The sequence below is a fragment of the Bacillus sp. MUM 116 genome (assembly GCF_001866655.1).
Lineage (GTDB): Bacteria > Bacillota > Bacilli > Bacillales > Cytobacillaceae > Neobacillus.
The window spans coordinates 17829-31211 of the sequence record NZ_MLYR01000161.1 but is presented as its reverse complement, the minus strand read 5'-3'; the positions used below and the strand labels follow the sequence as shown (position 1 = coordinate 31211).

12 protein-coding genes and 1 pseudogene are annotated in these 13383 nt (G+C 38.4%); 2 read left to right on the top strand and 11 right to left on the bottom strand.

The genetic code is table 11. The features are described 5' to 3' along the window. Positions 1 to 262: 262 nt before the first annotated feature. From BIV60_RS27015 to BIV60_RS26985, 7 genes and pseudogenes are all read right to left on the bottom strand, one after another. Positions 263 to 661, bottom strand: a pseudogene (locus tag BIV60_RS27015) (DinB family protein); the annotation flags it as partial. A 251-nt stretch (positions 662 to 912) separates the two neighbouring features. Beyond that, the gene (locus BIV60_RS27010) at positions 913 to 1596 is read right to left on the bottom strand and encodes a hypothetical protein (protein ID WP_071358748.1); all 684 of its coding nucleotides are present in this window, start codon (positions 1594 to 1596) and stop codon (positions 913 to 915) included. Next, on the bottom strand, positions 1596 to 2489 hold the full coding sequence (locus tag BIV60_RS27005; RefSeq protein WP_071358747.1) for an ABC transporter ATP-binding protein: 894 nt from the start codon (positions 2487 to 2489) through the stop codon (positions 1596 to 1598). Before BIV60_RS27005 ends, BIV60_RS27010 begins: the two co-directional genes overlap by 1 nt. Position 2490: 1 nt before the next feature. Continuing rightward, positions 2491 to 2856, bottom strand: coding sequence for a GntR family transcriptional regulator (locus tag BIV60_RS27000; protein WP_071358746.1), 366 nt, complete (start codon positions 2854 to 2856; stop codon positions 2491 to 2493). 163 nt (positions 2857 to 3019) lie between these two features. Then, positions 3020 to 3199: an SE1832 family protein gene (locus BIV60_RS26995; protein ID WP_071358745.1), complete on the bottom strand. Its 180-nt coding sequence runs from the start codon at positions 3197 to 3199 to the stop codon at positions 3020 to 3022. Positions 3200 to 3472: 273 nt separating this feature from the next. Further along, a complete protein-coding gene (locus tag BIV60_RS26990) occupies positions 3473 to 4030 on the bottom strand; it encodes a hypothetical protein (protein WP_071358744.1) in 558 nt (185 codons plus the stop codon). A gap of 341 nt (positions 4031 to 4371) precedes the next feature. Beyond that, positions 4372 to 5199 carry a GNAT family N-acetyltransferase gene (locus BIV60_RS26985; RefSeq protein ID WP_071358743.1) on the bottom strand — a complete coding sequence of 276 codons (828 nt, stop codon included), beginning with the start codon at positions 5197 to 5199 and terminating at the stop codon, positions 4372 to 4374. Between the two features lie 205 nt (positions 5200 to 5404). Here BIV60_RS26985 and BIV60_RS29960 point away from each other — a divergent pair, with 205 nt between their 5' ends. Further along, entirely contained in the window at positions 5405 to 5551 is a 147-nt protein-coding gene (locus tag BIV60_RS29960) for a hypothetical protein (protein WP_177177407.1), read from the top strand. 111 nt (positions 5552 to 5662) lie between these two features. On the opposite strand, the gene BIV60_RS26980 is transcribed toward BIV60_RS29960, so the two are convergent. Together BIV60_RS26980 and BIV60_RS26975 are read right to left on the bottom strand one after the other, a co-directional pair. Then, positions 5663 to 7240: a phospholipase C gene (locus BIV60_RS26980; protein WP_256218566.1), complete on the bottom strand. Its 1578-nt coding sequence runs from the start codon at positions 7238 to 7240 to the stop codon at positions 5663 to 5665. A 202-nt stretch (positions 7241 to 7442) separates the two neighbouring features. Next, complete coding sequence (locus BIV60_RS26975) at positions 7443 to 8615, bottom strand: sulfite reductase subunit alpha (protein ID WP_071358742.1); 1173 nt, start codon at positions 8613 to 8615, stop codon at positions 7443 to 7445. 372 nt (positions 8616 to 8987) lie between these two features. On the opposite strand from BIV60_RS26975, the gene BIV60_RS26970 reads away from it, so the two are divergent. Next, on the top strand, positions 8988 to 9686 hold the full coding sequence (locus tag BIV60_RS26970) for a hypothetical protein (protein WP_071358741.1): 699 nt from the start codon (positions 8988 to 8990) through the stop codon (positions 9684 to 9686). Positions 9687 to 9913: 227 nt separating this feature from the next. Here BIV60_RS26970 and BIV60_RS26965 read toward each other — a convergent pair whose 3' ends face one another. After that, a complete protein-coding gene (locus BIV60_RS26965; RefSeq protein WP_071358740.1) occupies positions 9914 to 11776 on the bottom strand; it encodes a sigma-54-dependent Fis family transcriptional regulator in 1863 nt (620 codons plus the stop codon). A 226-nt stretch (positions 11777 to 12002) separates the two neighbouring features. Continuing rightward, entirely contained in the window at positions 12003 to 13382 is a 1380-nt protein-coding gene (gene lpdA / locus BIV60_RS26960; protein WP_071358739.1) for a dihydrolipoyl dehydrogenase, read from the bottom strand. Position 13383 lies beyond the last annotated feature (1 nt).

Below are 13383 nucleotides of genomic sequence, written 5' to 3'. Positions count from 1 at the left end.
TATTTAATGCTTCCATAATCTGATTGGAGGATACCTTATTAAAACCTAATTGGGATTAATGAAAATAGATGGGTTTTTAAAGTTGGATGTGCAAAATATCACCTAAAGTAAGTGCAAATATATTAGAAGAGTGAGATTACTTTTGATCAACAATTGTTTGATTAAAGTTATCCGTTAGCTCAAAGAAAGATCTGTGTAAACATCTCTCGATCCTCAACAAACGTCACCCTTTTGAAGAAAAAATGGTTTACTCTTCTCTTACCTATTTATAATGAATAACATTTTCAGAATACCAATAATAAGCATAATCAGTCATAACTGAAGAATCATCCAACTGATGCAACATAGCTGAAATATTCCCTCTATGATAGGTTCCATGATTCACAACGTGTAAGACCATTTCAGATATACTTGTTTCTCTTAATCCTGCCCATGGATTATCCAACATTATTCTCTTTTCCATATCTTCCTGTATGTTTAAAAAGGATTTAAACCGAGATGTTAAAGTGTGAAATTCCGTTTCTAAGTCTTCAATGGGCAGTTTCTCAATCTTTTCTTGAAGTTGCACTGAAGATTGCAATGCTTCATTCATACTCTGACCCTCGAGGGTATTAAGCCATCCATATTCCACCAAATAGAGATGAGATAAAACCTTTGAAATCACTAACCTATCCTTTAGTTTAATAAGAAAGCTGCCAATTCTGTTAGCACGAATCTTTAGCAACTTTTAGTTTAAGTGTATTTCTTCACAAACATTGGGATATTAAGATAACCGGGCGAAAATATAAAATGCCCGGTCATTTTTTGTTTAGAAATCATCATATTTTGTCCTTTATAACGTTAATTTCTCTATGATACTCCGGGTACATTTTTCTCATGAGTACATTGGTAGATTGTATTGAAACAGCTTTTTTAAACGGTCGCTCTTTTGAGAAGCAAATAAGATACAATCATATACAGTAAAACTACAGGTATCATCCAAATTGAAAGTCCGAAAGCGGAATGCCATGTAACCCAATGGAAGATAGTACCCCATTTTTCAAAATAGGTAAAAATAAATGATATGGCGGTAATAATTATGAATAATACTCCGAAAAAGATGAGTAATCCGCTTCGGCCAAATCGTTGAAATATACTTGCAATGGCAAATCCTAAAAATAACATTTTCATCATTAAAATAAAGTAAATGAAAAACTGTTCGATCAGGGAACCATCGTTTAGATACGGCAGGTGGAAAAAATGAAGACTAACACCCCAAAATCCTGATATTTTTTCCACAATGGAGAGAATTAACAATACAATTGAATTTCCGGCACTTACAGAAATAAACATTCCTATCGTTCCCAAATAGAAATCCTTTCTCCTCACACTCAACCCAATGGCAAACTGGAACATTTGCATCGTTCCAATACCTGCAATTAACATGTAAATAAAGATTGAGACCATTCCACCCGTATAGATTGGCTCCGTGCCGCCTGTAACAATTCCTATAATAAGATTTATAAAGAAACTAAAAGGTAATATAATCCATGGGATATAAAACCATCCCCATTTTTCCGTTGTATGAATTTTCATGACATGCATGATACTATTCATTAGAAACCAACCACCTTATCTTTTGATTTTCCACCAGTTAGATGAACAATCAGCTGTTGCAACGAAACTGGACTAAATTCCAGTTCAAACGCCTCAGCTTGTTTTATGTCCTCTTCTTCAAGCCTTCCCATCACAGTAGCTGAATGGAATCGACCTAAAGGACTATTATCAATAACCTTTTTACCAGCTGTAAAAGCTTCCACTTTTTTTGCTAATCCTGTAACAGTAGTAGCACTTCCTCGCAGTACATCGGCATCCTCATTAATGAGCAGTTTTCCATTATCAATCACTAGTACATGCTCTAAAATTTTGTTTACTTCATCGATCAAATGTGTAGAGAGGACAATCGTACGCGGGTGCACAGCGTAATCTTCAATCAAGCGATTATAAAACAAGCTCCTTGCCACAGCATCAAGCCCTAAATAAGGCTCATCAAATATCGTAAGTGGTGCGCGACTGGCAAGGCCGATTACGATTCCGACCGAAGATAGCATCCCTCTTGATAGCCTCTTCATTCTTCGATTTGATGGAAGTCGAAAATCCTCTATCAGTGACTCAGCGTACTGCTGATCCCAATTAGGAAATAAGATTGCAGCTACATCCAACACATTTTTAATGGTGAATGCGGATGGATACTTTTGGCTTTCTTTAATAAAACATATTTTACTTAACACATGCTTATTTTCATAAGGATTTTCTCCAAAAACCTTTATTTCTCCGCTAGTTTGAAATAATTGAGCTGTAATCATATGCATAATAGTCGTTTTTCCTGCTCCATTTCTTCCAAGAAGCCCATAAATTTTGTTTGCTTCGATTGAGAATGTAACCCCATCTACCGCAGTTACATTTCCATATGCTTTTGTTAGTTGATTAACCTCTACAACATTACTCATTTCACCTTTCCCCCTTTTTAATCATATCCATCAGTTCTTCTGAAGTTATTCCTAGCTTTTTTGCCTCATGAATCATTTTGGATACATACTCCTCAAAAAACTGTTCTTTTCTTTTTTCCATTAGCTTTTCACGCGCCCCCTTCACGACAAACATCCCAATGCCGCGTTTTTTGTACAATATTCCTTGATCGACTAACAAATTCACACCTTTTGCTGCAGTTGCCGGATTGATCTGGTAAAAGGAAGCAAATTGATTAGTGGATGGCACCTGGGATTCTTCCAGTAGCCCTCCATTAATGATGTCATCCTCAATTTTCTCTGCAATTTGCATAAAGATCGGACGATTATCATCGATTAAAGATTTCATTCCCTCACCACCTAGTTAGTTATTTGGTTAGTTAGTTATGTAATTAACCATACATGCATTATGTTTTTACGTCAAGTATTTTTAGAAAAAATAATTAATTTGCCTATTTTATACGCTTATCTTTCAAAAAAAATAAGCGGAGGTAAACCCCCGCTTATTTTTTCTATTCAAGTTCATCCAATTGTTTATTCAGCTGGCTTAATTCCTTTTCAATATCTTCCAGCTGCTTTTCTAATGGTGAAAGGTTTCCTTTCACCAACTCGAGCTTTTCTAAATCATACTGAATTCTTACATAGTCTGCCTTTAGGTCTTCTATCTTATATTCTATCTCTTTTCGATTCATCATTTACACCTCAAATGATATCATTTAAATTTTTCCACGCATAGGCAACTTCTAGTATACCAGGAATAGCTGCGGGTAATATTTTCTTCGTGATGAAGTGCCTCTACCATCTGGACCCAATTTTTCTGAAAAAGGTAAGTTGACGAATTAACTTTATTTGTCCAGTTAGTTTAAGTGAAAACATTCACAAACTCCACCTATACATAACATTGAAAAGGAGCGAGGGGTTCGCTCCTTTTTTTGTGGTTATTTAGTATTAAAGAATGTCCTTTTTTAGATACGTTTTACCAAAGCAATCTGTCCAGTTTTAGGGATAAATTCACTGATGTTCTCGTATTTTCCGTCCCTTTTTGTTTCATCCTGGTTCTCCAATTTATATTCCCTTATAGACCAGCTAAAGAGTTGTCGTTCAACTCTTCCTTTATCCCCGATAAGTGCAAACCATCCCTGACCAACATAAAAAGGGTTCATAAGCAGGTTATTCACGATAAAAGAAATACGGGTATTTTCTTCCTCTGGTTCAAGCTTTGTCTTAAAAGAAAGGGCCAAAATAAAATAGTTTTTAAATTTATCCAGTTCAAGTAATTGAAGGTTATACCTGTCGCCCTGCTTTTGATTGAAGTCATTCAATACAGTTTTAATACATTTTTCTACATCAATATCAAATTTACTGGCATCTCTCCAAGTCGACAACCTGGAATCAAAAAGTGACAATGTCAATATGTAGTGTGCGGCAAAACTTTTTGGATCAAAACCATCTTTACCACCATGCTTCACATCTTCCGGTACAACAATAAATTTCTTATAGTCAGCAAAAAAATTTTCGTTCATATCCTATACCTTCCTTCATACTTTGATGAAATGGAAAATCTAAACTTGGCTATTTCGCAGTTTTTCTCGTAATCTTTCAATATATTGTAGATGACGGGCGAATCTTCGTTGTATTTAACTATATATATTCCTCTACTAAAATAAAAAATCCTTCTTTTTCTTCTAAAAATCCACAATTTTCTTTATTTTTAATTAAAAAGTCCTAGGATGTTTTTCAAAAAAATGTCGTTACGGGAATATAGACGCTTATTATACATTCGGTTTTTCGTAAAAAAATTTTTTTTTAATTGCAGAGTTAAATAAAAAAAACCGTTCATACCCGATGGCATGAACGGTACCTCCTATATATTGTACTCATAATAATCCTGTGAATGATAGCTCCTAAATCCACATGATTCATAGAGTCCGAGTGCACGGGCATTTCGGGCCTCCACTTCCAGAAAAATAGAAAATCCCTTTTGATTCTCCATTTTTACCACTTTAGATAAAGCTTTCCTGCCAATACCTTTACCACGGAGTTCAGGAAAAACAACAAAACCATAGATCCACGCCTCACCATCTTTTTCGTTAACCCTCATTTTCCCTGCCGTTCTTCCATCTACATCAATAATGAACATTTGTTCGCCGCAGTTCTCCCTAATTTCCCGATGCATCTCTCGTGCCTCATTTTCTAAAAATCCAAAGCCCAAAACATCAAGCTGGATTTCTGCTTCCCCATCATCCTCTGATATAGAAGGCCTTACGATTATAGCTGGATCCGCGACTAATTCAGTGTTATGCCATTTCATTTGATATTCCGCAACTGCAAATGTACAGAGGATATTTTTCAAAAACTCTTTAGCCGATTGGGAACTTGTCGGAGCGTTTAATAAAATCGTCCCAACTTTTTGTTTCTTCGCTTCCTCAAGTCCCTTTTTAAGCAGTTGGGAAAATATTCCCTTTAACCTGAACTTCGGATGGACCATTCCGCAAAGTTCCACTTTATTTCCAAAATAATAGCTTCCCAGAAAACCAACGAGACGGCCATCTTCGTAATGGAAGAAGTCTTCATTACTATTTTCAGCCCGGTTTTTAAGCATTTCAAAATTCAGCTTCAGGTGGAAGCCGCCTTCTTTTTCGCAAATTTCCTGAAGCGCTTTTATTTCATTCAATTCTACATTTGTCAGCATTCATATTCCTCCTTTTAGAACGCTTACATTCTATTTCTAGATAAATCCCCGTCATTCCTTCTTTTTCAAAAAGGCAGTTTTGGTCTTCATCTCTTCTATGAAAGACACATACTATTTCTACTAATACTTTCCTACCTATTTTTTCCTATCACCTAATTTTATACTATGCGTAAATTAATAGTAAACCACATATTGGAGTGTTTGTATGAAAAATTTTTGCCTGAGTATTTTTAGGATGCTTGAGACTTTACTGATGGGTGATAGGGATGTTTTAAAAATTGTCAATGCAAAAAATGGTGATGTAGCAAAACAATTTATCTTCGATGGAGACATGAAAAGCTGGATACCTTAAAAAAAGTGAGGAATGAGTACACATGGAATCTATAGTCAAAAAGAATATCCTATTTCTGAAAGATAATGTAAACAAAGGAGCGCCGTTATGTTAGCGCTCCTTTGTCTACGATTAGTGTTCGTTATTGGTATCGTTAATTGCTTTAACTGGTTGGCCAGTTGTTGGATCTAAGAATAGTTTTTTGTTTCGAGGACCATGATTGAAATCAAACATATTGGCCAAGCTGCCAGCTTTAGCATCTAATGAGGTTCCACCTATACGTCCTAAATTCCAGTTATCCTCAATAAACTTAAGAATAGATGTTTGATCCGTTACGGTATGGTCTACAAAGTTACCCTTGGCATAAGGCGAGACCACTAAAAGCGGCAATCTTGGACCATAGCCAGCTTTTCCAGAGTCTTCCGTTTGACCGTTATTTGGACCATACACATGATCATACCAACCATCCGAATCATCATACGCAATGACAACGGCAGTATCTTTCCATTCAGGCGTTTTTTGTAGATGGTTAATCGTATCAACGATAAAATGCTGCTCATCTAAAGGATCAGAATAACCAGCATGACCATCCTGATAATTTGGAGCTTTTAGGTAGCTGACACTTGGCAAATTCCCGTTATCTACAGCAGTCCAGAAATCCTTCATATCATATTGGTGGTTTGCTTGATCTGTTTTACCAATCAGATCAGGCGAACTTGATGTCACATGATCTGGGTTTGCAGTTGACTTATAATATTGGAATGGCTCATGATGTGGATTATAATCCGTAACCGATGCTCCTTCAATATTTGTATGTTTCGCAGTTGTATCAGCAAATCCGCCTTGGAACCATCCCCAAGTAATTCCTTTTGCATTCAAAAGGTCACCAACGTTTTTATTTGTTTCATCCATTTTAACTTTTAGACCTTTTCCAGCCTTATCGAATAATGGGTCCGGATCACCAGTCACGGTTCCATTTTCAAATTCATTCTTAACATCACCCGTTTGTTTACCATCCTTGTCATACAGGGTAGCACCGTGAGTTTCACCAGAAATGAGGTTTAATGCACCAGGTGTAGAAGGACCGTAGGTAGTTCCAAAGGAATTATCACTCATTGCAAAATTTTGAGCGTAGTTCCACAACGCGGTGACGGTATTCCCATCATAATAGTCCATAACAATATTAGGATTTGACCCTCTTCCAACCGTCTCAACAAACTTGTCCATTTTCCCGCCATTAACAGCCGCAATTTCATCATGATAAGCATGATCCATATCTGCCGTCATTGCTTGTGAACGGTCTAGCCGAACTGGATTGGCTGCGTTTGGATTATTGGTAATAAGGTTAGTCTTAGCGATATCCGGTTGAGTCCCGTTATAATCTTTTGGTGTTAATAAATTATTTACTTCAGGCGTACTTGTCTTAGGAGTGAACTTAGGTTCTCCTTTTATATTTAGTGCATAGGGATAGGTACCAAAATAATGATCAAAAGATACGTTCTCACCAAAAATAACAACAACATGTTTGATAGGTGTTGTCGTTTTTACATCAATCTTTTTGTTAAATACATTGTATGGTGTATTTGCTGTTACACTACTCTTTACCGCTATTTTCTCTTGTGCCGCATATGTTGGTAGTGAAGTGGAGAATAGTGAACCCATTGCTACAATACCAGTCGCAACTAATCCAACTACAGCTTTCTTTTTCAATTCAGGTCATCCCCATTCAATTAGTAAATTAAGATGAATTACAGGTTCATTCCTGCTTTCGAATTAAATTCTAACAATGCATTGTTAATTAGCCGTTAATTAAACGTTAAATTAAAGTAAAGCAGGTATAAAACTGCTAAAAAAAAGATACGCTTAGGCACAAAAAAGGCAACGACCATAAGATCGTTGCCTTCCAATAATATTAATAAACGTCACGCTGATAACGGCCGTTCTGTTGCATATCTTTTAAATACGCTTCAGCTGCATCACGTGCCCTTGCGCCTTCTTTTTCTATCACAGTAATAAGCGCTTCATGGACGTCTTTCGCCATGTGTTCCTTATCGCCACAAACGTAGAAAATAGCTCCTTTTTCCAACCATGCAAACAATTCTTGACTGTTTTCAAGCATTTTATGTTGGACATAAACTTTTTTCTCTGAATCACGGGAGAACGCAGTATCTAATTTTGTCACTGCTCCCTCTTGCTGATATTTTTCTAACTCAGATTGATAGAGGAAATCCGTTGCAGCATGCTGGTCACCAAAGAATAACCATGTCCGGCCGGTTGCTTTATTTACGGCACGTTCCTCGATAAAGGAGCGGAATGGTGCAATGCCTGTCCCAGGGCCAACCATGATAATGTCACTTTCCCCGGACTCTGACAGGTGGAAGTGTTTATTTGGTTGAACAAATACTGGAATTGTATCGCCATCTTTAAGACGTTCCGCACATAAAACCGAACAAACTCCTTTACGATCGCGTCCGTTTGAGGTGTATCGTACAGCACCAATCGTTAAATGCACTTCTCCAGGATGAGCGGTAAAACTGCTAGCAATCGAATAAAGACGTGGCGGCATTTTTCTTAAAAGAGAAACGATTTCTTGGGATGAAGCCTTCCATGGACCAAAATCACGTAGCATATCAAGCAAATCGCGGCCATAGCAATATTCTTTTAGTTGGGCTGCATTTTCAACCAACACAAGATTTTGTAACGCCTCATTCTCTGTGAACGAAGCTGACTGTTGTAAAATCTTTTTATTTAAAAGGGTAATTTCAAAAAAGGTTGTGAGCGCTTCCTTCAATGGCAAAGTTTCACCTTGCTTATTAATAGTGACCACCGCTTGACCATCCCAGTGCATTTCCTCAATAAGGGCAGCGACAAGTTCAGGATCATTTTCAGGAACGACACCAAGGGCATCACCCGGTACATAAGAAAGGCCTGACCCTTCTAAGGATAACTCCAAATGTCTTGTTTCTTTGCTTGAACCTTCCCCATTTAAATTTACATTTTTAAGAACTTTTGCCGGAAATGGATTCGTTCTTGAAAATGCAGGTGTAGGTTTGTCTTTTTTTGCATTTTCTGCAGTGACTTGCATTTCTCTTACCTCCCAAAGTTGTATATAAGCTAGGATAACACATTGTGGATAAATCAGATATGTTTTTTAACACATAATTTCAAAATTTTCATCCAAATCCATGTTAAATACGCAATTTTTTCAAAAAAAAGGCAATTCAAATTACTTAGTTTTAAAATAAACTTAGAAAGAAACGACAAAAAACGGTTCATTCTTTGTTTTTCGATAGGAGTTCTGCTCTAAATTACTCAACAATTGGGAGCAAGCCTCGTATTTGATAAGAAAGTGACGATAAAAACCCTACATAATTAAAAAGGAAAGAAACAATCAATATCGAATTTACCTATTAAGAGGAATACCCCCCTCGTAAAATTTCGGAAAGGTTGTGAGTTTATGAGACTTCAGAATGTACAACCTAAGAAAAACTTCCGCTACATCTTCGTTCAATTTCCTGGAATGAACATGAATGTCCCAACTCTCTCAAGTGGAGAGGGAAAGGCGGTGAAAGAAGATGTTGCTTTATGCGTCCAATTGAACAACAAACAAAAGGTACATCAATTATACTTTGTGCCAACCCAAAGTATCAAACCGTTTGATTTCACAGATGAAGAAATGGGCGCAAAAGCCTATTATCGAGTCATCAAGAAAAAGGAAGCCTCTCAAGACTCACACAAGAACGAATCCGAAGATTTTGTTACGTTTGTAACCGATGAAGTGTCCATTATACAAAAGAAAACGGAAGCCGGATATCAATTTGTCCTAGTATTCAATGAACGTGAAATCGGAATCATCGCTTCGATTGATAAGGAAGTTTTACAAACAGAGAAAACATCAGTACAACTTAAAGAAGAAGCGAAAGAGCCAGTTGCTGTGAACACGTTTCATTCAAAAAATGTGGCTGCCCACCCAAGGATAATCAAAAAGAAGATACGCTTCGGAAGCCATGTCTTTCAGGATAAAGGAGTTCTAGAACCCATCCGAATTCTTTTGGAGGGCGCGAAAGGAAAAGTTGCCTTATTTTCTCCTGCCGCATTAGACTTTATCGGTCCAGGTGATCAGAACCAACCCATTTTGATGATGAGGGGAAGGTGACGGGGGGTACCCATTACGGATTCTAAAACTTCATATCTATAAATCAATCGGTACAAAAAGGATTAAAAGGCTAATCCTTCTCGATTGAAAAAAATCCAAAAATGTCAAGGAAGTGACAAAAAATAGGTTCCTCTTATTTATAAAGAAGATTTTACATTCAAAGGGACTTAACCAACCGGGTTAAGTCCCTTTTTTACATATTCAGGAATAAAACGATTCTTACTATATTATATTCCAAACTTTTGCAGACGCTTATAGAAAGTACTTCTCGGAATATCGAGTAATTTGGCGGCGGCCGTTACGTTGCCTTTTGTTTTCCTTAGAGCCTCTATCATTAAATCCCTTTGAATCTTTTCCCTTGCATTTAGCTTTCTTTCATCAACTTCTTTTTCTTCTGGCTTCCTAATTGGAGGAAGCGTTGAGTGCTGAATAGATAGTAATTCAAGAAAATGTTCGAGGCCCGACATTTGAGATGGCGAAATAATATGCAAGCGTTCCAGCATATTCGTCAATTCCCTGATGTTCCCCGGCCATTCATGGTCTAGTAAACTTGCAGATAATTCCTCCAGGTTCGGGATGTTCCAATGATTCTTTTGACAAATATGACGAATAAGATGTGGGATATCTTCTTTTCTTTGCCTAAGCGGGGGAACAGAGATTGGATATACATTCAAACGATAATAGAGATCCTCACGAAATCCCCCCTGCCTTACGAGCTCCGTAATGTCACGATGGGTTGCGGTAATGACACGTACATCCAACAAAACCTCCTTCATGCTTCCAATCGGAGTAACTTTCCGCTCCTGTAGGACCCGCAATAAGGCCACCTGCATCGTATGCGGGATTTCACCAATTTCATCGAGAAAAATCGTCCCCTTTTGGGCCTGTTCAAATTTCCCTTTATATCCTTGCTTTCTTGCTCCGGTAAAGGCTCCTTCAACGTAGCCAAATAATTCACTTTCCATTAAATCCTTTGGAATTGCTCCACAATTTAGGGAGATAAAAGGGCCGTTTTTTCTAGGGCTATTGTCATGAATCGCACGGGCAATCAGTTCTTTGCCTGAACCGGTTTCTCCGGATATAAATACCGTTGCTTCTGTTGGCGCAACGAGTTTGACTTTTTCTAACGTTTTTTGAAAAATCTCACTGATCCCACACTCTCCATTAAAACAGAAAGGCGTTGATGTTGGAATATTGGAGGGATAATGGGACGTATGTACTTCTGATAGGAAAAATCCGCTTCCGATTAGGTAACCATTATCATTTGAACTCATTGGCTTTTCAAAATGAATTTCAAAACCATTGGATAAAACTTCATGAAGATTTCTACCCATGAATTCGGGGAAACTTTCACGAAATCGTTTACTTGCGGCTACGACGGTTTGTTTTTGATTACAGACGATGAACAACTGGTTGTGATTGGCCTCGGCCAATGGAGTTGCTTGTTTGATGAGGGCAATTTCCGTTTGGTTTGAGCGAATGGTAAATTCTTTTTCAATCGCATAGGCAACCGAAGTCACCATTCCCATCATAAAGGGATGAGAATGCTCAATGGGGCAAGAAACATCGATGACCCCCATCAGATTACCGTTATCATCAAAAATAGGTGTTGCGGAACAACTCCATTGATGGGAGGCGACAGAAAAATGCTCCGCCCCATTGATCATTACGGCTTCTTTTGTTTGCAGGGCGGTACCAATTGCATTGGTCCCTACTTCACACTCTGTCCAGCGTACTCCCTCTACAAAATTAATTTTTCGCGCATCCATTAAGGTTTTTTCATTACCCGTAAGGGACAGGACATATCCTTCCGGATCCACTAATAAGGCCATCATCCCAGAGTCTTTGATTGCCTGATCATAATTCTTTAAATAGGGGGCAGCAATTTCTATTAAATTCGAATTCTTTTTTTTAATGGAATGTAATTGTTCTTTTGTTAATAAATGTCTTCCACTGTTTAAATAGGGGTTGACCTGCTCTTTTTTACAGCGATACCATGATTCCAAAATCCGTTTGTTTAACCGGGCTGTATCCAAAACACCCTCTTTGATAAAACGCATCCACGTATCCAGAGATAAAGTAGTATTCATAGAGCCTCCTCTAATCAGAGTAAATAATAGCCACATAGATTGAGATCTTGACGTACAACATGAGAAGAAATTTGGAGTATAAAAGTAGTTTTTCAAATCGAGGTACTTTCCATTTTCAATTATATTAAATTACGAATCCGCTTTCAACGGATAACACAGATTATATAGAAAATTAAAAAAACTTCGCGTTTTGTGCGAAGTTTTTCAAGGAGAGGTAATGCGATTCTTATGCATGTACAGCATGGCCAACCGCACTTAGCACGGCTTCATGAACGGCTTCTGATAAAGTCGGATGGGCAGCGATGAAATCCCCCATCGTATCCGTTGTCAATTCTGCTTGCAGCATCACCGTTCCCTGGCCAATCAGTTCGGTCGCATGCGGGCCCACAATCGATACTCCAAGGATCTCCCCATATTCTGATTCGATGAGTACCTTTACTTTTCCATTGCGTTCATTCGCAATCAATGCCTTCCCATTTGCAGCAAATGGAAATTCCCCGACCCGTATGTCGCCATATTGATCTCTTGCCTGTTTTTCTGTTAGTCCGACACCTGCAATTTCAGGAGAAGTGTAAATACAGCGAGGTACAGCCCGATAATTGACTCGTGCTTCCTTCCCCGAAGCATTTAATGCAGCCACCGTTCCCTCATGGAAGGCCACATGTGCCAGCTGAATACCGCCGATAATATCCCCACAGGCATAGATGTTCGGAAAATTCGTTTGCATTTGATCATTTACCTGAATTCCCTGCCGCGAAAAATCGACTCCGATATTCTCGAGTCCGAGGCCATTTACCCTCGGCTTACGTCCGATTGAAACCAAAACCAATTCTGCTTGAATCGCCTGAATTCCTTGTTCATTTTCCACATAAGCCATTTTTTGTTCACGATTCAATTCTTTTAGTGATGTCGAAGTGTAAATGGTTACGCCATCAGTTTCCAACTGCTTATGTAAGACAGAGGCAATATCATGATCTTCTCCTGGCAGCAGCTGGTCTGCCATCTCAACAATGGTCACGTTTGCCCCTAATCTGCTATAGATACTGGCAAATTCGCAGCCGATGACCCCGCCGCCAATAATCAGTAATGAGGAAGGATTCGATGGAAGCGATAAGGCTTGACCACTATGAACCACCCATTGCCCGTCAAATGGAGCAAATGGCAGGGCGATCGGTTCCGAGCCTGAAGCAATTATGATTTTATCGGCACTGATTTCTTCTTGCATGCCTGCAGCTTCAACCCGTAAAAGGCGACTGGTTACAAAGGAGGCAGCTCCTTTGATGACCTTGATTTTATTTTTCTTCATTAAATATTGAATTCCCTGAACAAGCGTTGAAACAATCTTATTTTTTCGCTTGAGGACCAAATTCCAATCCATTTCAATTTGTCCGTCCGGAAGAAGGATACCGAAATCCTTCGCGTGTTTAAACTGGCTGTAGACTTCAACACTATGCAGTAAAGACTTTGTCGGCATACAGCCTTCATTTAAACAAGTGCCCCCAAGTGATCCTTGATCAATGATGGTCACTTCCTGCCCCTGCTGTGCTGCAGTAATTGCAGCCACATAACCGGCAGGACCACCACCAATAATGATGATTGAAGCCATA

Coding starts and splice junctions, on each gene's coding strand:
- BIV60_RS27010 (WP_071358748.1), bottom strand. CDS start 1,596: ATGAATAGTATCATGCATGTCATGAAAATTCATACAACGGAAAAATGG.
- BIV60_RS27005 (WP_071358747.1), bottom strand. CDS start 2,489: ATGAGTAATGTTGTAGAGGTTAATCAACTAACAAAAGCATATGGAAAT.
- BIV60_RS27000 (WP_071358746.1), bottom strand. CDS start 2,856: ATGAAATCTTTAATCGATGATAATCGTCCGATCTTTATGCAAATTGCA.
- BIV60_RS26995 (WP_071358745.1), bottom strand. CDS start 3,199: ATGAATCGAAAAGAGATAGAATATAAGATAGAAGACCTAAAGGCAGAC.
- BIV60_RS26990 (WP_071358744.1), bottom strand. CDS start 4,030: ATGAACGAAAATTTTTTTGCTGACTATAAGAAATTTATTGTTGTACCG.
- BIV60_RS26985 (WP_071358743.1), bottom strand. CDS start 5,199: ATGCTGACAAATGTAGAATTGAATGAAATAAAAGCGCTTCAGGAAATT.
- BIV60_RS29960 (WP_177177407.1), top strand. CDS start 5,405: ATGAAAAATTTTTGCCTGAGTATTTTTAGGATGCTTGAGACTTTACTG.
- BIV60_RS26975 (WP_071358742.1), bottom strand. CDS start 8,615: ATGCAAGTCACTGCAGAAAATGCAAAAAAAGACAAACCTACACCTGCA.
- BIV60_RS26970 (WP_071358741.1), top strand. CDS start 8,988: ATGAGACTTCAGAATGTACAACCTAAGAAAAACTTCCGCTACATCTTC.
- BIV60_RS26965 (WP_071358740.1), bottom strand. CDS start 11,776: ATGAATACTACTTTATCTCTGGATACGTGGATGCGTTTTATCAAAGAG.
- lpdA (WP_071358739.1), bottom strand. CDS start 13,382: ATGGCTTCAATCATCATTATTGGTGGTGGTCCTGCCGGTTATGTGGCT.